This window comes from Marinimicrobium sp. LS-A18 (assembly GCF_000463525.1).
GTDB lineage: Bacteria > Pseudomonadota > Gammaproteobacteria > Pseudomonadales > Cellvibrionaceae > Marinimicrobium > Marinimicrobium koreense.
Window position 1 is genome coordinate 1,058,203 of record NZ_AWEP01000006.1, and the last position, 21,956, is coordinate 1,080,158.

Below are 21,956 nucleotides of genomic sequence, written 5' to 3' on the forward strand. Positions count from 1 at the left end.
TTGGCCGGTTCGCACTGTCGCGACCGGTCACTTTTTTGAGGTGTCTCTATGTCTGAAACTTCTGCCCATCGACGTTTCCTTGCCCTGGATGTCATGCGCGGGCTGACTCTCGCACTGATGATTCTGGTCAACACGCCCGGCTCCTGGAATGCGGTGTACGCACCGTTACTGCATGCCGACTGGCACGGTGCCACGCCCACGGATTACATCTTTCCCTTCTTTCTTTTTATCGTCGGTTCGGCCCTGTTTTTCTCGAGCCGTTCGCGTACCGCGCAGCCGGTGTCGGCGCGGTTGCTGAATATTGTGCGCCGCAGTGCCCTGATTTTTCTGATCGGTGTGTTGCTCAACGCGTTTCCGTTTACGGAAGGTGTGGCGACGCTGCGCATTCCGGGCGTGCTGCAACGAATCGCGCTCGCGTACCTGTTGGCCGCACCGATTGCCCTGTTTGTGCCGGGGTTGTGGCGGGCCGTGATCATGGCGGTCCTCTTGCTCGGTTATTGGGCGTTATTGCAGTTGGGGGATGATCCCTACAGCCTGCAGGGCTCGGTGGTGCGTCAGTTTGATCTGTGGGTATTCAGCGCGGAGCATATCTGGCAGGGCAAGGGGCTGGCGTTTGATCCGGAAGGCCTGTTGTCGACGCTGCCCTCGGTGGTTACGGCGCTGCTTGGCTTTGAGGCGACGCGCATTCTGGTGCTGGGTGCCTCGCGCTGGCGCAGTCTTGGGTTACTCGCTCTGGGCGGAGTGGTTCTGGTGTTGCTGGGCCTGGTCTGGCATCCGTGGTTTCCGATCAACAAATATCTGTGGACCAGCTCATTCGTGTTGCTGACCGGGGGCGCCGCGCTGCTGGTGTTGGTTGCCCTGGTGTTGCTGGAGTCATGGCCAGCGGTAAAGCCCGTATATCGGGGGTTCGCCATGCTGGGTAAGAACCCGCTGTTTATCTATGTGTTGTCGATCGTCCTGGCAAAAACCCTGTACCTGATTCCGGTGGGGGAGGGGTCGGCTTATCAGTGGTTGTATGCTTCCCTGGCGCAATGGTTCAGCCCCACCAATGCGTCGCTGTTGTTTGCCCTCCTGTTTGTCGCCGTGCACTGGCTGGTCGCCTGGTGGCTTGAGCGCAAGCGCATCGTCATTTCCATTTAAAACGGGCACGCAAAAAAAAAGCCGCGAACCCCCAGAGTGTGGTTCGCGGCGCAAGCGGCGCGTCAGGCCAAAAAAACGTCAGGCGTCAGTCTGTTCTTCAGTCTGCTCTTCGGTGGTTTCGTCTTCTGCCTGGTCGATGGTGAAGTTCACCTCGGTGGTGGTATCGGCTTCAACGGTGGCGTTGGCGGTACCGAAGAACACCAGTTCATCGACGGATTCCGGATCGTCATCAACGGCACCGCAGGTGTAGGCCAGGGTGTAATCACCTTCGGACACAAAGCCGACTTCATAGCGGTATTCACCGTCCACATCAGACACCAGAGCGGTCGTCAGCGGGTCGGTTTCGGCACCGGATACATCGGTGGGGGTGACATCGGCACCGGAGTACACGTAGACCGAGCCGGTCTGGTTGGCGGGATCGGCGCACTGATCGACCAGTACCTCGGCGTCGACCTGTCCGGCAATGGTGCCCACGGCGGCGTTGTCAATCAGGCGCAGCGCCGGCTTGAGGAAGGCGCCCGCCTGGCCGCCCGGCATGACTACCGATTTGCGCAGGTCAAAGTCAATGGTGAAGTTGGCGGTACCGCCGGCAACCACAGTGAAACCGCTGACCAGTTTCAGGCCGGTCTGGCTGCCACTGGGAACCCGCAGCTCCGGCATGGTGCCATCATCCAGCTCAATGTAAGAGTCCAGCACGCCATCGTGCTCGGCATTCACCGCCAGGCGGATCCACTCGTAGTCGCCAGCGGGCACGGTTTCATCAGTCAGTAGTGACTCGGAAGCAGAGCCCTGAAGAGACAGCAGATCGATGCTCTTGGGTTCATCGAAGGTGAATTCCAGCGCTTCGCCGTCGGCAGGTTTCAGGGAGACGCCGGAAAATTCCACCACCACCTGGGCGGCGCTGTCGATGGGGGCGTCGGTCACGTTCAGGCTCAGGCGGCCTTCGTTGCTGCCGGCACTGTTGTCGTTGGAGCTGCCACCGCAAGCCACCAGGGTGGCCAGGGATGCGGCGAGCGCCAATTGCAGTGGACGTTTTTTGAACTGTGTCATCGATATCACCTCGTCAGGGTTGATGGAATCAAAGCGTCAAGGCTGATCCGGGGAGTGCCAGACAGGCCCCAAAAAGGAAACGCTCTGTTGCTCTGCGTCTCACCCGGATCGTCTCTGATGCCGTTTTTTGACACTATAGTCCCAAAAGTGGATTATTCAATGTGATTCTTATCACATTTTTTGAATGTTTTTTGACGCTATAATCCCAACATGAGCGATAGAACCCAAAAAGCCCTGATTCGGGCGCTTTATCGAATGCTGCGTCCGATGGTGCGGTTGCTGTTGCGCCATGGGGTGTCTTATCGCCTGTTCGCGGATATCGCCCGCCATGTGTATGTCGATACCGCCCGGGAGGACTTCGCGATCCCGGGGCGCAAACAGAGCCTGTCACGCATGGCGGTATTGACGGGCATCAATCGTAAGGACATCGCCAAGCTCCAGGAACGCTCCCATCCCCTGTCCGATGCCCCCGCCGAACAACCGACGCCCGCTGCCCGGGTTATCACCGGCTGGCTGAATGACGTACGCTTCCACACCCCGGCCGGCGAGCCGGCGATGCTTCCGGTCGAGCACGAAGACAGTGGGCCGAGCTTTACGGCGCTGGTGCGTGAATACAGTCGCGATGTCCCCGTGCGGGCCCTGCTGGACGAGCTCGAGCGCATCGAGGCGGTGCGGCGGACCGGCGAGGGCGTGTCGCTGTTGGCGCGAGGCTATATCCCCCTGGAAGACATGCAGGAAAATATCCGGATTTTTGGGACCGCGGCGGCAGATTTGATGGGCACCATGGATCACAATATTGCGAAACAGGCACCGGGGCCGTTTATCCAGCGCACGGTCTCCTACGTCAACATCCCGGAGGAACTGCTTGAGCGCATTCGCGAGCGCAGTGCCCGGGAGGGGCAGGCCTTTCTGCTCCAGGTGAATGATTGGCTGGCTGAGTGTGATCGAGACCAGTCCCCGGAGCTTGCGGGCTCCGGCCAGGTACGGGCCGGCATAGGCCTTTACTATTTTGAGCAACGAAATGACGAGCGTTCATTTCCGGGTACCGGGGTCATCTCCGGCGAGGAAAATGCGACGCCCAGCGAGGATGATGCATGAAGCGGCTTGGTGTGGTCAGTGCAACACTGGGAGCCCTGATGATGGCGGGGTGCCTGAGCGACAGTTCGTCCGTGGCGGGGATTGAGGGCACCGGCAGTCCGGCCACCGTCAGCGGCAGTGTGACTGCCTACGGCAGCGTCTACGTCAACGGTCTGCATATCGAGATCGATACCGCCGACATCTCCGTGGACGGTCAGCCGGCCGGGGTCGATGACATCACCCTGGGCATGGTGGTGGATGTCGAGCTTGACCAGTTGCAGGGGCAGGATGCGGTTGCCGCAGCGGTCCGCTATAACCGCACCCTGCGCGGTCCGGTGGACGCTCTGGTATCAAGCAGCGATGTCCGGCGTGAAATTCAGATTCTCGGGCAGACTGTGGTGGTATATGACGATGTGCGCTTCGATGGCATTGCCTTTGACGCGCTGGAGCCTGGGGCCTACCTCGAGGTGAGTGGTCTGGTGGCCGCCGAGGGGCAGTGGCGGGCGACCAAAGTCGCCAGTGCCGATCGGGGCCCGTTGACCGCTCAGGGCCGGGTCGACTCCTGGCGAGCGGATCAGCAGCGCTTCCAGCTGGGTGAGCAGTCGGTGGACGTCTCGCAGGCTCAGGTCAGTGGCGATCTGGCTGAGGGGGACACGGTAGTCGTGCGCGGCGGCGAGCGGCGCGGCGAACTCTGGTATCCGGATCGCATTGAGTTGATCGAGCCGGCCAGACCTCAGGAGGGAGGACAGCGGTTCCAGGAAGGGGTCATTGAGCGGTTCGTCTCACGGGAGGCCTTCGAGGTGAACGGTATCCCGGTGGATGCCAGCGAGGCCCGAGGGCTGTCGGACCAAGTCGAGCTCGGAGACGGCGTTCGGGTGATGGTGAGCGGCACCCTGCGCAATGACAGCCTGGTCGCCGAGCGGTTACAAGTGTTGCGCCCTGGAATCAACCGGATCCGCGCCAGGGTGGATGCGATCGATCCGGACCGCGGAGCGGTCGTGTTACTCGGCGGTCAGTATCAGCTGACGGACCTGACCGCGTTTGAAAATCCGGCCGGTCGCGGCAACCCCCGTGAGGGCGTCAACCTGAACAGCCTGCGGGTCGGAGAGTGGTTGGAGCTCTACGCCTACTATGAGGGCGAGTCCCGGGTGGTCACGCGAGTCCAGCGGCAACCGGGCTATGTTGATACCGTCGCCCTGTCTGGCCCCGTAACCGCGATCGATCGGGATAACCGGTGGCTGACCGTGCTCGGGGTGACCGTGGCCGTTGCCGGGGCCGACGGTGAGGCGCTGTTCGATGAGCTGGCGCTGGGCGATTCGGTGTCGGTGACCGGGAATGCGTCGGGCTCCCATGTGACCGCGAGGTCGTTGAGTCGCCGCGATGTGCCGGAGGATGTGCGGGGCTGTCCTCCGCCGCTGCCCGGTCAGTGCGCTGCGGCGACGGGGCCGTCGACTGCGACACAGTCGACTTTGGGGCAGGCCGACGCGGAGCTGCTGCAGTTCCGGTTCTGATCAGAACTGCTGAGCCGCCCCGTCAATCCAACTCTGTTTGACTCGCAGCTGGTCGTCGACGGCCAGCAGGCTGGCCCGGCACCCCGGTGCCAGCCGTCCCAACTCCCGATCCAGTCCGAGCATCTGCGCCGGGTAGAGACTCGCCATCCGCAGGGCTTCCTCCAGCGGCTGTTCCAGCTGCGCCACGGTATTGCGCACTGCGCTGAGCATATCCAGATCCGAGCCTGCCAGGGTGCCATCGGCGGTGGCGCAGCGGCCGTTGTCGGCGTGAATGGTCTCGCCCTTGAGGGTGAACTGCTTGTGCTGAGCGCCGACCGTCGGCATGGCATCGGTGACCAGCACCATTTTGCCCCGACGCTTGGCGGCAAGCGCCACTTTGAGCGTGGCGGCGTGCACGTGATAGCCATCGACGATCAGGCCACACCAACTGTCGGGATCCTCCAGCGCGGCGCCCACCACGCCGGGTTCCCGGCTGGTCATCGGGGTCATGGCGTTGAACAGGTGCGTGAAGCTGCGTACCCCGGCGGCCAGGGCGGTGCGAGTCTGCTCGTAGTCGGCGGCGGTATGCCCGGCCGCCACCATGACTCCCCGCTGACTCAAGTCGCGAATCAACTCCGGTGTGGTGCGCTCCGGGGCCAGGGTGACCAGGGTAAACCCGTTATCCAGTGAGCTCAGCAGGTCCACGGCTTCGGGGGTCAGGCGGCGGAACTTGCTCTCGTCGTGAACCCCCTTGCGGGCCGGATTCAGAAAGGGGCCCTCCAGGTGAATACCCAGTACCCCGGGCACACCTTCGGCAATGGCCTGATGGACCGCCGCAATGGCCCGGGCCACGATGTTCAGATCATCACTGATCAGGGTCGGCAGAAAGCCGGTGGTGCCGAACCGCCGGTGGGCGGCGCCAATGGTGCGCAGGGTGTCGATGGTGGGGGCATCGTTGAACAGGGCTCCGCCGCCACCGTTGACCTGGGTATCAATCAGGCCGGGAATCAGTCGGGTTCCGTGCAGGTCTTCCACCCGGTAGTCGGTCGGAACCTGATCCTCGGCGACCAGCCCCTTGATGAGGCCGCCGTCGAGCAGCAGGGCCCGGTGCTCCAGCCACTCATCACCGGTAAATATCGGAGCGCGGATCAATGCCTGCTTCATGTCGGGTCTCTCCTGGGCTTACCTTGTGCGCTTGGTGTCACACCCTGCGCTGCGTTAGACGGTTTCGGTTACTTTGTTCAGGTGCGGCGGTTCATCGGGATGATACCCGCGCGCGATGGCCAGTGCATTGGCCATGCGGTAGAAACTCTGGATCGCCAGGATGGGGGCAATCACCGGGTGAGCCTCGGGGACCACCGGCAGTGTGTCGGCAAGGTCCGCCTCGCCGGCCACCAGAACCCGGGCGCCGCGCTGGCGAAACTCCTGAACCAGTGATTCGGTGCTCTCGCGGGTCTCGTCCTGCTGGGCGAAGACCAGCACCGGAAAGTTTTCGCCCACAATGGCCATGGGGCCGTGCCGGACTTCGGCGGCGCTGAAGGCCTCGGCGTGCAGGCCACAGGTTTCCTTGAGCTTCAGGGCGGCTTCCTGGGCAATGCCAAAGCCGAGCCCCCGCCCGATCACAAACAGGTTGTGCACGGGGGTCAGCGCCTTCACGGCATCGGACCAGTCGAACGACCAGGCCCGAGCAAGCGCCTCGGGCAGTTGGCGCAGCTCCGTGCGCAGTGCCTCGCTGTCCGCCCACTCGGTGACCAGGTGAAGGAGGGCCGAGAGGCTGGCGATATAGGATTTGGTGGCAGCGACACTCAGCTCCTGACCGGCCTGCAGAGGCAGTACCAGGTCGGCCATCTGCGCCAGGGGGGAGTCGGCGACGTTGACCAACGCCAGAGTCAGCGCTCCGGCGGCCTTGGCGCGCTCGACATTGGCGAGCAGGTCCGGGCTTTTCCCGGACTGGGAAATGGCGATGTACAGCACGCCGTCCAGTTGCTGCGGGCGCTGATATACCGATCCGACCGAGGGTGCGGCGGAGCAGGTGATCAGGCCGAGCTGGGTTTCGATCAGGTATTTGGCAAAGGTGGCCGCATGGTCCGAGCTGCCCCGGGCGCAGGTGACCACGGCGCGGGGGCGGTAGGCGCGCAGACGCTCGGCGGCGGCCTTGACCCGAGAGGTGTTGTCGCTGAGCTGGTGACTGACCACGGCCGCGGCTTCGCCGGCCTCGCGGTGCATCAGAGTCTGGTCCGGAGCGGGTAATGAGGCGGTGTTCATGGAAACTCCTGTCTTGATCCCGGCATGGGTCCCGGTAATCCGGTAAGCCATCACGGGATGAATGATGCGTAGTAGATGGTGCCGTTAGACAACGTTGTCTTTTGGGCTATTCTGCACGCCTCGAGGAGGAAAGTAAAGCGGTTTGCCTGGGGTGGCCGGCGTCAGGGGGACGCCGGGGTGCGAGACGGGGGCGGACAGGTGGAGTCACGCACCACCAACTGGGGGTAAAACCCTTCGCTGTCGGTGGGTTTGTCGCCCTTGCGGTGGCGGATCTGATGGACCAACAGCTCCGCGGCCGTGCGGGCGATATCCGCATTGGGCTGACGGGCCGTGGTGAGGTTAGGCCAGGCCTGGCGCGAGAAGGGGCTGTCTTCAAAGCCCACGATGGACAGGTCCCTGGGTACATCCACGCCCGCCAGACGGGCCGCGAACAGGGTGCCCGCGGCAATTTCATCGTTACAGGCAAATACCGCGGTGGGCCTCGGGGTCAGGGCCAGCAGTTGCCGGGTCCGCTTGACCCCGGATTCGAAGGCGTATTCACCCTCGATGATCAGCCGGGGATCGGCGTCAATCTGGTTTTCCTTCAGGGCCTGCTGGTAGCCCGCGAGACGTTCGACACTGGATTTGTGCGCCTCTTCCCCGCCCAGAAACGCAATGTGTCTGTGCCCCAGGTCGATCAGGTACTGGGTGATGTTGTAGGCCGCCGTGCGGTCATCCACAAACACGCAGGGTGAAAGGGTGTCTGGCGGCTGGCTTCCCGACAGTATCCGCACAAAGCGGATGTTGCGCTCGGTCAGAGCTTCCAGAACCTCGGGCATCTCGGACATGGGGGGAGTGAGCACCAGCCCACCGACGCGGCTGCGATCCACCATGCCAAAAATTTCCTCCAGCAGCTCCGGCGACTTGGCGTCGCAGGGGTGGATCACCAACTCGTAATCCTGGCGGCGGCACTCATCGAGAATACCGCGCTGCATTTCGATCACATAGTTGCTGTTGGGGTTGTCGTAGATGAAGCCGATGGAGGAGGCGGCGCCGCGCAGTACCCGCGCCGACAGGTTGGGCTGGTAGTTCAGCTCCTTGATGGCCTTCCATACCTTGTCCTGAAGCTCCTGGCCGACCGTGCTTTCCCGGTTGATAACCCGGGAGACGGTTTTAAAGGATACGCCGGCGCGCTTGGCAACGTCTTTGATGGTTGGCTTCATTACCACAGAAATCCGCTTGGCTGGGTGGAGACGGCCGCCGTGGGCGGCCAAAGCCGGGCACTATATCATATCCGACAATGGCTTGATCCCGGCCCGCCCATGGCGTTGTTACGCTCCGCCTTGAGGGGCCGTAGGCCAGTGAAGCGTGAAGCGGGCACCGCCGGTGGTGGCGGTATCCACCCGTACGGTGCCGTGGTGCCACTGCATCACCCGGTGCACAATGGCGAGCCCGAGTCCGAACCCGGCACTGTGCAGCTCCGGGGCATCGCGCAGGCGGACAAAGGACTCGAAGATCCGCTCCCGCTCCTCCTCGGGAATGCCCGGGCCGTCGTCCTCCACCTGAACTTCGGTGCCATCGGCGGCCGTGGTCAGGGTGATGTCGACCCGCTCGCGGGCGTAGCGCAGGGCGTTCTGTAGCAGGTTGTGCAGGGCGCGCTCCATCAGCGGCCAGTCGCAGGTCACGGCGGGGGGATGGGGTGCCGTGTGCAGGTAGAGGCGTGGCGGATGCTCCAGGTGCCCACTGAGGCGCTGCCACAGGTCCTGCAGCAGGCCGGGCATGTCGCCCGGAGTAAGGTGCAGGCTGGGCTGTTGCTCGAATCGGGCGTAGTGCAGCAGTTGATTGACCAACTGGTCCATCTCCGTCACATCCGCTTTCAGGCTCTGCAGGCGGTTGCGCAGCGTCTGGGGGTCGCTGTTGGTATCGGCCATCTCCAGGGCGAACTTCATGCGCGCCAGGGGCGTGCGCAGCTCGTGGGAGACCGCGTGAGTCATTTCCCGCTGGGAGCGCAGCAGGTCGCGAATGCGTCGGGCCATCTGGTTGAACGCCTGGGCCAGGCGTTGCGCGGCGGAATGCCCCTGCAGCTCCATCACGGCGGTTTCAGGGTTGCGCCCGAGGGCCTCGGCCTGTTGTTCCAGACGGTTCAGGTCCCGGGTCAGGGGCCAGAGCCAGAAGAACACCACGGCCGCCAGGGCGCCGTAGAAGAGCAGCGCCAGCAGGGCTTCGAAGCGTCGGGAAGCATCGGGGGTGACTTCCCCGATGATGATGACCTGGGGGTGTTCGGCGAGCTTGCGGTAGTGGTAGAGGTTGCCATTGGCGTCCTCGAACGATAGCGACTCTCCGGCTTGAAGGCGCTGCTTGATCGCCTCCCCGGAAATATCGGACAGCGGCACCAGGCGGACATCGGTCTGTCCCTCCTGTGCCAGCCGGTGCACGAGGCTGCGGGTCTGGTCGAGCGGTCGGCCTGTGCTGCTGTGTTGCAGCACCTCGGCGAGAACCGCGCCCGGCGCCTGGGTCGGGTGTTCGGCCTGGTAGGCGCTCCAGAGTTGATCCAGGGCCCACCCCAACCCCAGGGTTGCCAGCACGATGAGCAGGTAAAGCGACAGAAAGGCTCTTTTCATGTCATGTCCGCCGCCGGTTCAGGCCGTTCACTCCGCTTCCCAGGCGTCGGCGATAAACAGATAGCCCCGGCCCCAGATGGTTTTGATGCGGGCCGGGTTGTCCGGGTTGTCCCCGAGCTTTTTGCGCAACTGGGAGACGCGCACATCAATGGTCCGGTCCATGCCATCATAGGGCCGTCCATAAAGCTCCCGGAACAGAAAGTCCCGACCCACCACGTCCCCGGCGCGCTGGGCGAGCAGCCACAGCAGGTCGAATTCGTGACTGGAGAGCTTGATGGGGGCGCCTTCGAGCTCGACACTGCGGGAGCCACTGTGCACTTCCAGGGTGCCAAAGCTCAGGGTCTGTGGGGTGCTCGGAATGCCGGGTTCGATGCGCCGTAGCAGCGCCCGGATCCGGGCGAGAAGAATCCGCGGCTCGGCAGGTTTGATCACATAGTCATCGGCGCCGAATTCCAGACCGAGAATCTGGTCGGCATCTTCGTTGCGCGCGGTGAGCATCATGATCGGGCCGGTGAACGCCGGGCGCAGTTCCCGACACAGGGTCAGGCCGTCTTTGCCGGGCAGCATGATGTCCAGAATCAGCAGGTCCGGTTGCAGTTGACGGACCCGCTCCGGGACCCGGTCTCCGCGATCTTCCACCGCCACCTCAAAGCCGTTGTCGGTCAGGTAGTCCCGCACCAGGGCGGCAAGGCGGTGATCGTCTTCGGCCAATAGAATCTGTTGCATGGGTGTCCGGTTCATCTGTTATTGGAAAGCGTCAGAAAAAATTCCAGGGCTTGCGTCGGCGAGAGCGGAACTCGGTGTACTCGCGGATCACTTCGAACAGTCGGCTGGCGAGCAACTGGTTGTCCCGCTCGGCGCGTAGCTGGAAGGTCAGGCTCTGTTCGGTGCGTGCCTCGTAGTGGTATTCGCCCTGGTCTTTTTCCTGCCAGCAGGCCAGGGGCTGCTCGCTCTGATCGACGAACAGACACAGGGCGTCGGGATAGTCACTGTGCCAGCGAATGTCGACTCGTTGCTCGCACAGCACCTGATTTTCCGCCAGAGCGCAGATGCTCGGTTTCAGTTCCAGCGCGCTGTCCGCCGCGCTGGCGCCGGCCACACACCAACCCGCCAGGATCCACAGGGATTGGCGCATGGGTCTGTTATGGGTACTGCCACACCTCAGTTGCCCGAGTTTAAAAATGGTATACGCCCCCGACGAAGATTTGCATCACCTCATTCTGGTCAGTCAGGGGGCTGTGGCGAACCGCTTTGCTCAGCTGCTCGTACTGAACGCTGGCCAGCCAACGCCATTGTTCATTGACCGGTCGGTTCCAGCTCAGCCGCACAAAGGGTGCCGTGCCGCTACCGGGGCGGTAGGCGGGACGGGCACCACTCGATTCCCCCTGGGTGACGCCGTAATAGTATTCCATCACCTCGGCGCTTTTCCAGCTGAATCCGAGACTGACTCCCAATTGATTGGCGTTCCGGCGGGTTCCGGTGCTGACTGCAAACCGGAGCTCTTTGCCATCGTGCACACCACTGACATCGGACAGCGCCTGGAGCTGCCACTGAAACCGGCCGAAGTCACCGGAGGTTTCCACTCCGGCCAGGGCGGCGATATTCCGGTCCCGGAGCGGGGGCGGTGATACCTGCGTGGGTTCGGGGTTGGCCGGGGCTGGGCTTTCCTGTTCCCGCTGATCCTCCTGCGGGCCCTCGAACGCGTCCTCATCGGCGACCGCCGGGGGGGCGGTGGGCGCATCGGGCGCCGGGCTGAAGTTGGCGCCCAAGGTGTTCAATCCGCCCTGGAGAAAAAAACGGCCCCAGTCGTCCTCAAAGAAGTACAGGCCATCACCGCTGGGGGTGATCAACAGGTTCACCATCCAGTCCCGCCGATCGACCAGGGTGTAGCCCAGGTCCAGGTTGTCAAAGAAGAATCGCTTGCCGTAATAGGTGACCTGGGGAATCAGCACCAGAGGCACATCATCGGCGCCGGCGATCGGGTTGGTGCGCAGTCCGGCGCCCAGCGCCAGCTTGATGTCCCAGGTGCCGGTCGCGACACAGCGGGCACTGCTGTGCTCGCAGTGCCCCGTGTCGTCGTCCGCCAGGCTGGGCGACGCCAGACTCGCCGCCAGCAGCAGTGCCGCCAGAGGGCAGGCGCGGACCAGGATGTCAGTTAAACGCGTCATCAGATCGATACTACTCTCATTTCGGGGGGTGAGTTTATCACCGAAGGTGCACGCATGACCTTCGGGCAGAGCTGTCGAGTCTTCAGTGTGCCTGTTGCACCGGGAAAAAGCCGTCATGCCTTTGTGAGAGTGTGTAAAAACCTGTAAGCCTTGGCGCTCTTCGTCCCGCAGTCCCCCGCAGGGTTACACAAAATTACACTCTTTCGCAGTTGCGCTACAGAAACCGGCCGCCCGTGGGGCTAGAGTGAAGGGATGATGCCATAAACCCCACGACTTTTTTGAGGATGGATTCGCATGAACATTCGTTCAATGACTTTGTGCGCTTTGGTCGCCAGCCCGATGCTGCTGGTGGCTTGCGGTGGTTCAAACGGCGATGGAGAGGGCCCGGGCCGATACGATACCGATTACCGACAACTCCGCTGGGCTGATCCCGACCTGGAGCCTCTGACCAATGAGCACTCACCGGAAGCCGTGTCGCAGTTCGTGCGCAACGGGTTGCGCCTGCAGGTGAGCGGCGGTGACGATGATATGGTCGAAGAGGGCGGCGTGGCGATGCCCGATGTGTCGGACAACGCCGCAGAGGGTAGCGACGATTATTCCCGTACCAACGTGCACGTCGAGGGCGTGGATGAGGCGGACCGGTTGAAGTATGACGGCCGTTACCTCTTTGTTGCCGAGTCGCCCCAGTACAGCTATCACCGGTTTGCCGAGAGCGTGGCGCTGGATGAGGCGGCCGGTGATGACGGGTCAGTCCCGGAGCCGCCGCCGGTTCAGGCGCTGCGCATCTATGAGACGGACCCGGAGCAGGGCAGCGCCACTCCTATCATGCGCTACAAGCTCGAGCGGGACGCCGACTCGCCCCTGGTGCTGTCCCAGCTTTATACCCTGGAAGACGGTGATGCCACCGAAGCGGTCGTGGCCCTCAGTGACAGCCGTTATTACTACGGCGGCTGGGGCTGGATGGGCATGCCGGAGATTGCGTTGCAGGAGGGGCATACCCGGGTCGAGCTGGTGGACGTCCAGTCGCCGGAGAACCCCTCGATCCGCTGGTCCCTGGAAGTGGAGGGGACGCTGCTCAATAGTCGGAAGATCGGCGATGTGCTGTACCTGGTGTCCCGCAGCAGCCCATACATTGAGGGGCTGGAACCCTATGCGGGTACCGACGAGGCGCGCCAGAACAACGAACGCTTGATCAGCTCCACCCCGATGTCTGATCTGCTGCCCGGCTATCGCGTGGATGAGGCGCCGGAGCAACCGCTGGTGAGTGAAGGGGACTGCTATCTGCCAGAAACATTGAACCCCGATGAAGGTTTCGCCGACATAGTGACCGTGAGCGCCTTCAATCTGCGGGAGCAACGGCTGGTGAGCGCGGTCTGCGTGAACGCGCATTTGAGCGGGCTGTACATGTCACTGGACAGCCTGTATCTGGGAACCCGTGCCGGACTATGGCAGGAGGAGAAAACCGGGCTGCACAAGTTTGCCATTGCCGGGGGCGATATCCGCTATCGGGGCACCGGGCTGGTACCGGGCCAACTGAACTGGTCAGACCCCTCTTTCAGCATGGACGAGGCAGAGGGTTACCTGCGGGTGGTGACCACCGTGTGGAAGGACTGGAGCGACCCGGAGCACTTTCTGCATGTGCTGAAAGAAGCGTCTGATTCCGACAGTCGCACCCTGGACGTGGTGGCAAGGCTGCCCAATGACGCCCAGCCGGCGCCGATCGGCAAGCCGGGGGAGGATATCTACTCCGTTCGTTTCTTGGGAGACCGGGCCTATATCGTCACCTTTGAACGCATCGACCCGCTGTATGTGCTGGATGTCTCAGATAATGAAAACCCCTCGGTGCTCGGGGAACTGGAGATTCCGGGTGTGTCCAATTACCTGCACCCCGTGGGTGAGGGATACCTGGTGTCCGTGGGCCAGGAAGCCGATGAAAACGGCGGTTTCGGCGGGGTGAAAGTTGAACTGTTTGATGTGCGCGATGACCTGAACCCGGTCAGCGTCGAGGCCGTTGAGTTGGGTGGCTCCGGGAGTTGGAGCGAGGCGTTGACCGACCTGCGGGCGTTCAATTTCCTCCCGGTCGGCACGGATCAGTTACGCTTTACCGTTCCGGTGACCCGCCGCGACGGTTACCGCTGGCTGGATTCCGGACTGTTTTTGTTTGAGGTCAACGAGCTGACCGGTACCCAGGCCACGCTGGAGACTCGGGAACCCTTGATCGTGGAGTCGGCGACCGGCTCTGGTTATGAGTATCCCATGGGGGGCGGCAGTGACCGCAGCCGGATGCATGGTGATACCGTGTACTACCTGCACGGCAATGACATCTGGGCGCGCGACTGGGATGAGCCGGAGTCGCTAGAAGGGCCTTTCAGTTTCTGACACAGGGGAGTGATGCATGATGCACAAAGTGATGATTTCCATGAACATTGCGTCCAACGGCCAGGCTCGGGAGCCAGAGGCGCTGTTGGAGCTCCGGCGTCGCGTCCGGGATGTGAGTGCCAGCCCGGAAGAGGCGCTCCACACACACTGGCAGCTCTGGCAGATGAGCGGGTTCGATGCCTATCAATTCACGCTCAGCCGATGCGGCTCGGTAGGATGCAACGACATCCGGGTCAGAGTGGCGGCCGGCGCGGTTGTGTCGGCGCATGAGCTGGGCACCGGCAAGGCCTGTTCGACCGCCGAGGTGGGCACCGTGGATGATTATTTCCGCTGGATCGAGGCGGAGCTGTACCGCAAACCCCGGACACCTCAGGCGGTCTATCACCCGCTGTATGGCTACCCCCTGAGCTTTTCCCTGCAGACGGCCCACGACAGCCGGCGGGCATTGGAGCGTCAACTGGCCTAGCGCAATCACCTCAGACAACCGGGGTCGGCGAGGGACCGGTTTAGCCGATGACCCGGGCAGAGGTTGTGTACTGGGCGAACATTTTCTCCGCTAAACTGTCTTAGTACCGGTACACTGAAATGCAGATCCGGGCTTCCTCCGAATCTGACGGTGATTGCGAGAGGTGTCTCGATGCGCATACCTTGGGCCCCTGCGGCCTTTGTTCTGCTGCTCGGCGCCTGCAGCCACATGGAGCCCCTGCCTGAGTGGGTGCAGGCGCCTTCCTCCCGGGACCTTGATCAGGTCCTTTCCGGCGAACTGTTGTTCGACGAGCCGCCCGCCGATAACGAATTGCCTCACTATGACCTGATGACGCTCTCGCCCATGATGCGGGTGGTGGCGGAAGAGGTGGCGCTGCAATATCGCCACCCGGATCAACGGGCGGAGGCGCTGCACCGGGCGCTGCTGTCCTCTCCGATGGCCGGTGGGCTGGGCATGCGCTATACCGCACTGAATACCACCACCGCAGCGCGCGCCTTTGAGCGGCGTGAAGTGAACTGTCTCAGCTTCACCCTGATGTATGTGGCCATGGCCAGGCACATCGGCCTGAAGGCCGAGGTCAACGACGTACAGGTGCCGCCGGTGTGGGACTTACGGGATGGCGAGTCCTTCCTCCTGTTCCGCCACGTGAATGCCAAGGTCATGCTGCCCCGTGGTGAGGAACTGGTGATCGACCTGGAAATGGAGCGCTACAGCCCGGTGTTCGAGCAGCAAGTGATCGGTGACCGGCTGGTGGCCGCGCAGTTTTACAATAACCTGGGGATGGAGCGGGTGGCCGCCGGCGACCGACGCCAGGGCTTTCTGCACCTGCGCAGAGCCTTGCAACTGGACGACCGGCAGAGTTACCTCTGGAACAACCTGGGAACCCTGTACAAGCGCATGGGCGTGCACGATGCCGCCGAGGTGGCCTACCGGCAAGGCCTGACACTGGCGCCGGGAGACCTATCCCTGATGAGCAATCTCGCCAGCCTGTACGAGACCGAGGGTGAGATAGAAAAGGCCGCGTATTTCCTGCAGCGGGTGCGCAAGCATCGCAACAGTAACCCCTATTATCTGTATTCATTGGCTCGCGAGCAGCTTGCCAATGGCGATCTTGCCCAGGCCGAGCGATATCTGGAACAGGCGATTGCGCGCCAGGCCGAGGAGCCGAGGTTCTACTCCCTGGCAGCGGAGATTTACGACCAGCGGGCCTTGCCTGAAAAAGCGGAATTGATGCGGCGCAAGGCGGAAAGCCGGAGGGAGGAGGTCTATCTGTAAGCCGGAAAACCGCAGTTCAATAGGGTGCCATAAAAAAGGGGACTGGCGCGAAGCGCACAGTCCCCGAAGCGATAGACACTGGCTAAGGTCTATGCAGGAGGTTACCTGTCAGAACTGATAGCCGATGGAGAACTTCACGTTGCGTGGCAGAATGTACCGGCCGTTGGCCGATACCCCAGCGGCCCGCGGGTCGCCCTCGGTCAGCGCTTCTTCATCGGTGAGGTTATCCACCGCCAGTTGGAACTCCAGATTCTCGACATTCACAATCACACCGAGATCGAACTTCTCGTAGCTGGGCAGCTTGTTGATGTTGCCGTTGTCGCTGTAGCGGTCGCCGATGATGCTGGCGGTACCGTAGACCACAGCATCCACACCGTTGGCGAAGGACAGGTTGTAGCTCGGTGACAGGCGGATCTGGGAGTCCGGCTGGCGCTGGACGCTGTTGCCGGCATCGTCACCGCTCTTGATCTCGGTGTCCTGCAAGGTGGCGTTCAGGGTCAGTTCGAACTCACCGAAGTAGAGGTTACCGTCCAGTTCCACACCCATGGCTTCGGTTTCCAGGCGATCGAAATCATTCAGCGCCACGTTGCCGAACGGCTGCCCTTTGGTTTCGTTCATGAAGCCGGTGGCGTACAGAGAGTAATTGGCCTGGGACAGCTTGTAGCCCAGTTCGTACTGCTGGACATCAATGATCAGATCCGAGCCATTCTGGAAGTCACCGCGGAAGTCACGATAGGCGTCGAAGTCCGGGAATTTCACCCCGTCGTTGATGCGCACAAATACGCCCGAATTTTCGGTCAGTGCCCAGTTGGCGGCGGCGGTGTAGGTCACCTTGTCTTCTTCGGTGTCCAGGGTCAGATCCGCAATACCGTCTCGGGCGCCATCGTCTACCGAGTAGGTGGTTTCGCGGGTCACTACGCGCACACCGGCATCAAGGGTGAGATCGCCAAGGTAGGTTTCCCCTGCCATGTAGAAGGCGTTTTCGCGGGCGTCACCGATGGCGTCCACATCGTACTTGAATCCGCAGGTGGTCTGGTCAAAGTCCTGGCAGGCATCGTCCACGCTGTCCGGGCTGATCATCTCACCATTCTGGCCGAGCTCGTAGTACTTGGAGTTACCGATGGACCAGATCTCATCGACTTCCCAGGTAGAGGCGTAGTAGCCCAGGGTCAACTTGTAGTCGTCCCACTGCTTGGCAAGACTCAGGTCGTTGCTGAACGCTTCGATGTCTTTTTCCACCACCCAGGGACCGAACCGCTGGACCAGGGTGTTGGCGGCCACTTCGTCACCCGTGATGGTGGTGCCGGCCAGTCCGCCATTGAGGCTGCCCATGGTTACCGCCGCACCGTCCGGCACGAAACCGTAGGTATCGGCATCACCCTTGGTGAGCCCGAAGCGGTCGGTGAAGGTCCAGCCGTTGGCCAGGTCCAGCTCGATCGAGCCGCCGGTCACGCTGCCGTCCCAGCCGCGCCCTTTACCCATGTCGCGCATTTCGAAGGTGGTTTCAGTGCCACCCATGCCGTCGCTGCCGCTGTAGGGCACCAGCACATTGCGGTTGGCGGGGCCGACCTGCGTGTAGCTGGCGTCAATCCCGGTGGGGTTGCCGTCGCTGTCCTGCAGTGCCACCGGCAGGTACCAGGTGCCGTGATCATCGGTCGCGCGGTGGAACAGGTTGATCTTGCCGTTATCGAGTCGCTTGGTGAGGTTGATGGTGAACTGGTTGCCTTCCTCGGCATCGAACCCGGCTTCACGGATACCTTCGGAGGAGCTCACATAACCGCCGATCATGTAGTAGAGGTCGTCGCTCAGCTCGCCGCTGACCATGCCGTCCACCCGCTGCAAGCCGAAATCGGAGGTGGAGTACTTCAGCACACCCTCGGTATCCGGGCCGCCCTCTTTCAGAATGAAGTTGGTGGTCAGACCGACCTGGCCGTTGGAGTAAACCGGGTTGGGACCGCCGCGCAGGCCTTCCATGCGCTCGATGGTTTCATCCACGCGGAAGATCGTGGAGTTTTCCAGAAAGGAGAGGGTGGGCGGTGGGTAAACGGCCAGGCCGTTGACGGCAACGGTGACAAAATCGGCATCACCGCCACTCGGGAAACCGCGAACGAAAATGTTTGCCCCGGACACGCCGCCGGAGCTCTCAACCCAGACGCCGGGGACCGTTTTCAGCAGGTCGGCGGTACTGGAGGGGGCCTTGCGCTTGATGTCTTCGGCACTGACGGTGGAAATGGCAAAGCTGGCGTCCAGCTTGCGCATGGCGGCACCCCCGGGCGTACCGGTGACCACCACTTCTTCAATGGGGCCCATGGCGGGTTGCTGCTCGGCTTCCTGGGCCTGGGCCGGAACGGCCAGCGCCAGCGCGGCCATTGAACCAAGCCACAGTACCGGGCGGCGTGAGTGCTTCAGGGCGTTGAGTGTTCGGGCCAGAGGCTTCTGGGTCATCATGGCATTTCTCCTCCCCGCGATGCGGGTCATTATTGTTGGACGTATTGTTGGTCGTTGTTGAGCACAGCTGGGCCGGTCGCTGTTGGACGGTCCGATATTTTTTGTCTCTCTCGGTGTTGCCTGTTTTGTTCTCTCCATGGGGTACCTCTTTTGGAAGCGCCCGGCTCGGGGCGCTTGAGGGGTATTCCGCCGCGCTCGATTTTTAGCTTAGTTCAGCTAACTCCGTATTGCAATCGATTGCAAATTATTTTTACAAACGATTTCATAATAACTGGGGGATCCCTATATAACGTCTGATTCTGATACCGGTTACGGTTTTTGGCGCCAATTCGGGGCCGGGTTTCGGGCTCCGCCGCTCAGCGGCGGGCCTCAAAGCACGAATCCGGACGGAAGTCGGCCAAGCTCGGGACGCACTGGTCGGCTTCCACCAGTACTCTGCTATCGCCAATGCCAACGGCGTACATGCCGGCCCGCTTGATGGCGGTAACACCCGCCGCGGCATCTTCAATGCCCACACACAGGGCCGGTTCAACACCCAATCCCCGAGCCGCCAGGGTAAAAATCTCCGGGTCGGGTTTGGGGTGTTTCACCCGCGCGGCATCGGCAATGTAATCAAAGCGGTGGGCGATGCCGAGTCCGTCAATCACCGCCCGGGCGTTTTTACTGGCGGAGGCCAGCGCCATTGGAATGTTCCACTCGGCCAATTGATCCAGGAGCTGCGCCGCCCCCGGTAACAGGTCCGCCGGGGTCAATTGAGTGACCAGTTGTTGGTAGCGCTGGTTTTTGCGGTCCGCCAGGGCGAGCTTTTCGTCCTCCCGATATGGGCGGGAAGCGCCCTCCAGAACAATCTCGAGCGATGCCATCCGATCCACGCCCTTGAGTCGCTCATCGGCGTCGGTCGGCAAGCGAAACCCCTCTTCTTCGGCCAGTTGCTGCCAGGCGGCCAAATGAAGGCGGGCGGTATCGGCAATTACACCATCCAAGTCAAATATAGCAGCTCGGTAAGCGGTCATCGGGTGGGACTCCTCAGTGGGGCGGCGGCAGGCGCCTGGTCTTGCTCCAGGGCAATGGTGTGCTCGCCATGTTGAAGGGTGATGGGGGCGCCTTCGAGCAGTTGATAGTGCGCCTGGGAGGCATCGACGCTGACCTCAATCAGCCGGCCCTGAACCCGCACCTTGAATCGGTAGTGGCTCAGGCCCTTGGGTAAGGTGGGGTTGAACATCAACTGATGATGTTGCAACCGCATGCCACCGAAACCCTGCACGAGGCACAACCAGGTACCCCCCATGCAGGCGGTATGAATGCCGTGCTGGGTGTTGCGGTGGTGATTGTCCAAATCCATGCGCGCCACCTGTTCGAAGTAGTGGCGGGCCTTGTCCGGGTAGCCCACCTCATTGGCCAGAATGCTGTGCATGCAGGCGGACAGGGTGGAGTCGTGGGTGGTGATGGGTTCGTAAAAGTCGAAATCCCGTTTTTTCTGATCCCGGCTGAATTGGTCGCTGAGCAGGAACAGCGCGAGCACCGTGTCCGCCTGTTTGCAGACCTGGTGACGGTAGATGGTCAGCGGGTGGTAGTGCAGCAGCAGCGGGTAGTGGTCCGCGGGCGTGTGCTCAAAGTCCCAGCGGGGTTTGTCGAGGAAACTGTCGTCCTGCAGGTGGATGCCCTGGCTTTCGTCATAGGGCAGATACATGCGCTCCGCCGCCTGCGCCCAGTCGGCCACCTCCCGCTCATCCAGTGCCATGGCCCGGTACAGCTCCCTGGCTTTTGCGGGCGCCCGGTCCTTCAGCCACTGGTACAGCTCGACCGCATAGCGCAGATGGGCCTGCGCCATGGCGTTGGTGAAGAAGTTGTTGTTCACCAGGGCGGTGTATTCGTCCGGCCCAGTGACTTCGTTGATGCAGAACTGATTGCCCCGATGGCCATTGTAGTGCCCGATGGCGGGCCACAGCCGGGCGCTCTCCAGAACCACTTCGGCGCCGGCCTCAATCAGAAAGTCATCGTCCCCGGTGGCTTCGTGGTACTGCTTGACCGCGTAGGCGACATCGGCGTTGATATGAAACTGGGCCGTACCCGCCGGGTAATAGGCGGAGCACTCTTCCCCGCCTATGGTTCGCCAGGGGAACAAGGCGCCTTTGGGAATGGCCAGCTCCCGCGCCCGGGCGCGGGCGGCATCCAGAATGCTGTGTCGATAGAGCAACAGGTTGCGCGCCAGCTGCGGCTGGGTATAAAGAAAAAAGGGCAGGATATAGATTTCACTGTCCCAGAAGTAATGGCCGTCGTAGCCGTGGCCGGTGAGGCCCTTGGCGGCGATATTGGTGCCGGGGTCTCGCCCCAGAGACTGGAACAGGTGGAACAGATTGAAGCGAAGCCCCTGTTGCAAAGCGGGATCTCCGCCCACCTCGATATCCGAGCTCGCCCAGAAGGCATCCATGGCGGCGCGCTGATCCCGGGCATAGTCGTCAAACGACCGCTGCTCGCACCGGGCCAACAGGTCATTGAGGTCTGGCGCTTCGTCGCCGCCATGGCCGTAAACGACGTACTTGGTGAGCACCAGGGGCGCCTCGGGGGTCAACGTCACCTGGTATCGACAGGTGGCCCGGAAGTCGTCGGTGTCGTGTGTCGGCGCGCTCACGCTCGCTCCTTCCAGGCGGTGGCCGGCGGCGCTGCTCAGCGTGAAACCGCTGCTTTTCAGATGGTGGCTCAGGGTCAGCCGTCCGTCCTGTGCGGTCTGGATGCGGGGCTCCAGGTCTTCGATATTGACCCCGGCGCCGACCCTGGGGTCATCGCTGTCCGCGGAGGCGGCGGGGGTGGCGTCCAGGCTCGAGGTCACGCCCAGTTCGCCGGTATCGGACTCCAGCGACAGCCGATACTCCATGACGACCAACTGTCGCTCGGTCAGGGACACCAGGCGGCGGCTGGCCAACCGGAGAATCTGGCCACTCGGGGCGCGCCAGCGCCACTGACGACTGACCAGACCGTTATCCAGCTCCAGCTCGCGCTGGTGCTCAAGAAGTTCACCCTCACTGAAATCGACGGCAACGCCATCCAGTGTAAGGCCCAGCTCGTGGGGAAGGGCAGCGGCGGCAATCCGTTGGTTGTTTTTGGCGTAGCCATAGGCCTGCTCGCCGTAGGTGATGGGCTCTGAGTAGTAGACGCCGTTCAGGTAGCACCCGGATTCGGCGGTGCCGGCGGCGAATCCTTCATCGAAGGTGCCGCGCAGGCCAACATACCCGTTGCCCAACGCAAACAGGGTGGCGTTTAATCCGTAATCATCGGCGTGAAAGCCGGTTTCGGTGATACGCCAGGGGTTGAGGCCGTAGCGATCCGATGCGCGAGAGCTGTGTTGCATGGCTGTCGTTACCCGTTATCGATAGAGTGAACCAAAGTGGTCTGTCGGGCCGCGGTGACGGCGGCGGTGATCCGGACGAGACCTTTTAGGGCAAGTTTAGCATTCTTGCAATCGATTGCAATTGGTTATTTTGCTGCTATTATTGGGTGAACAGGGCAACAGGTGCCATCGCCGGTGCCGGGTGTGCTGTCTATCGGGGGCCGAACCCCTGGGGTTTCGGCTCAGGTC

Annotated in this window: 17 protein-coding genes; 6 read left to right on the forward strand and 11 right to left on the reverse strand. The window is 62.2% G+C overall.

What is annotated here, in order from left to right; all coding sequences use genetic code 11:
• Positions 1-48: 48 nt before the first annotated feature.
• On the forward strand, positions 49-1,140 hold the full coding sequence (locus N645_RS0115575) for an acyltransferase family protein (protein ID WP_024462440.1): 1,092 nt from the start codon (positions 49-51) through the stop codon (positions 1,138-1,140).
• Positions 1,141-1,218: 78 nt separating this feature from the next.
• Here N645_RS0115575 and N645_RS0115580 read toward each other — a convergent pair whose 3' ends face one another.
• Positions 1,219-2,190 (reverse strand): DUF4382 domain-containing protein, encoded by a 972-nt coding sequence (locus N645_RS0115580; RefSeq protein WP_024462441.1) that lies wholly within the window; start codon positions 2,188-2,190, stop codon positions 1,219-1,221.
• Positions 2,191-2,400: 210 nt separating this feature from the next.
• Here N645_RS0115580 and N645_RS0115585 point away from each other — a divergent pair, with 210 nt between their 5' ends.
• A complete protein-coding gene (locus tag N645_RS0115585) occupies positions 2,401-3,288 on the forward strand; it encodes a DUF6502 family protein (RefSeq protein ID WP_024462442.1) in 888 nt (295 codons plus the stop codon).
• Positions 3,285-4,778, forward strand: a complete 1,494-nt coding sequence (locus tag N645_RS0115590; RefSeq protein ID WP_024462443.1) for a DUF5666 domain-containing protein — start codon at positions 3,285-3,287, stop codon at positions 4,776-4,778. The genes N645_RS0115585 and N645_RS0115590 overlap by 4 nt, the downstream gene beginning before the upstream one ends.
• On the opposite strand, the gene nagA is transcribed toward N645_RS0115590, so the two are convergent.
• From nagA to N645_RS17640, 7 genes are all read right to left on the reverse strand, one after another.
• Positions 4,779-5,921, reverse strand: a complete 1,143-nt coding sequence (gene nagA, locus N645_RS0115595) for an N-acetylglucosamine-6-phosphate deacetylase (RefSeq protein WP_024462444.1) — start codon at positions 5,919-5,921, stop codon at positions 4,779-4,781. It abuts the gene before it with no gap.
• A gap of 54 nt (positions 5,922-5,975) precedes the next feature.
• Positions 5,976-7,022 (reverse strand): SIS domain-containing protein, encoded by a 1,047-nt coding sequence (locus tag N645_RS0115600; protein ID WP_024462445.1) that lies wholly within the window; start codon positions 7,020-7,022, stop codon positions 5,976-5,978.
• Positions 7,023-7,183: 161 nt separating this feature from the next.
• Entirely contained in the window at positions 7,184-8,224 is a 1,041-nt protein-coding gene (locus tag N645_RS0115605) for a LacI family DNA-binding transcriptional regulator (protein WP_024462446.1), read from the reverse strand.
• A gap of 108 nt (positions 8,225-8,332) precedes the next feature.
• A complete protein-coding gene (locus N645_RS0115610; RefSeq protein ID WP_024462447.1) occupies positions 8,333-9,622 on the reverse strand; it encodes an ATP-binding protein in 1,290 nt (429 codons plus the stop codon).
• Positions 9,623-9,649: 27 nt separating this feature from the next.
• Positions 9,650-10,348: a winged helix-turn-helix domain-containing protein gene (locus N645_RS0115615; RefSeq protein ID WP_024462448.1), complete on the reverse strand. Its 699-nt coding sequence runs from the start codon at positions 10,346-10,348 to the stop codon at positions 9,650-9,652.
• Between the two features lie 31 nt (positions 10,349-10,379).
• Positions 10,380-10,757, reverse strand: a complete 378-nt coding sequence (locus tag N645_RS0115620) for a DUF3019 domain-containing protein (RefSeq protein WP_024462449.1) — start codon at positions 10,755-10,757, stop codon at positions 10,380-10,382.
• A 40-nt stretch (positions 10,758-10,797) separates the two neighbouring features.
• Positions 10,798-11,790, reverse strand: a complete 993-nt coding sequence (locus N645_RS17640; RefSeq protein ID WP_024462450.1) for a MipA/OmpV family protein — start codon at positions 11,788-11,790, stop codon at positions 10,798-10,800.
• Between the two features lie 294 nt (positions 11,791-12,084).
• Between N645_RS17640 and N645_RS0115630 the strand changes: the two genes are divergently transcribed.
• The 3 genes from N645_RS0115630 to N645_RS0115640 all read left to right on the forward strand — a co-directional run bounded on the left by N645_RS0115630 (position 12,085) and on the right by N645_RS0115640 (position 15,931).
• Complete coding sequence (locus tag N645_RS0115630; RefSeq protein ID WP_024462451.1) at positions 12,085-14,169, forward strand: beta-propeller domain-containing protein; 2,085 nt, start codon at positions 12,085-12,087, stop codon at positions 14,167-14,169.
• Between the two features lie 16 nt (positions 14,170-14,185).
• Entirely contained in the window at positions 14,186-14,635 is a 450-nt protein-coding gene (locus N645_RS0115635) for a DUF6174 domain-containing protein (RefSeq protein ID WP_024462452.1), read from the forward strand.
• A 171-nt stretch (positions 14,636-14,806) separates the two neighbouring features.
• Positions 14,807-15,931 (forward strand): hypothetical protein, encoded by a 1,125-nt coding sequence (locus N645_RS0115640; RefSeq protein ID WP_024462453.1) that lies wholly within the window; start codon positions 14,807-14,809, stop codon positions 15,929-15,931.
• Between the two features lie 108 nt (positions 15,932-16,039).
• Here the strand turns inward: N645_RS0115640 and N645_RS0115645 are convergent, their stop codons facing one another.
• The 3 genes from N645_RS0115645 to N645_RS0115655 all read right to left on the reverse strand — a co-directional run bounded on the left by N645_RS0115645 (position 16,040) and on the right by N645_RS0115655 (position 21,728).
• Positions 16,040-18,379 carry a TonB-dependent receptor gene (locus N645_RS0115645; protein WP_238559272.1) on the reverse strand — a complete coding sequence of 780 codons (2,340 nt, stop codon included), beginning with the start codon at positions 18,377-18,379 and terminating at the stop codon, positions 16,040-16,042.
• A gap of 356 nt (positions 18,380-18,735) precedes the next feature.
• A complete protein-coding gene (pgmB, locus tag N645_RS0115650; RefSeq protein WP_024462455.1) occupies positions 18,736-19,392 on the reverse strand; it encodes a beta-phosphoglucomutase in 657 nt (218 codons plus the stop codon).
• Positions 19,389-21,728 (reverse strand): glycoside hydrolase family 65 protein, encoded by a 2,340-nt coding sequence (locus tag N645_RS0115655; RefSeq protein ID WP_024462456.1) that lies wholly within the window; start codon positions 21,726-21,728, stop codon positions 19,389-19,391. The genes pgmB and N645_RS0115655 overlap by 4 nt, the downstream gene beginning before the upstream one ends.
• Positions 21,729-21,956 lie beyond the last annotated feature (228 nt).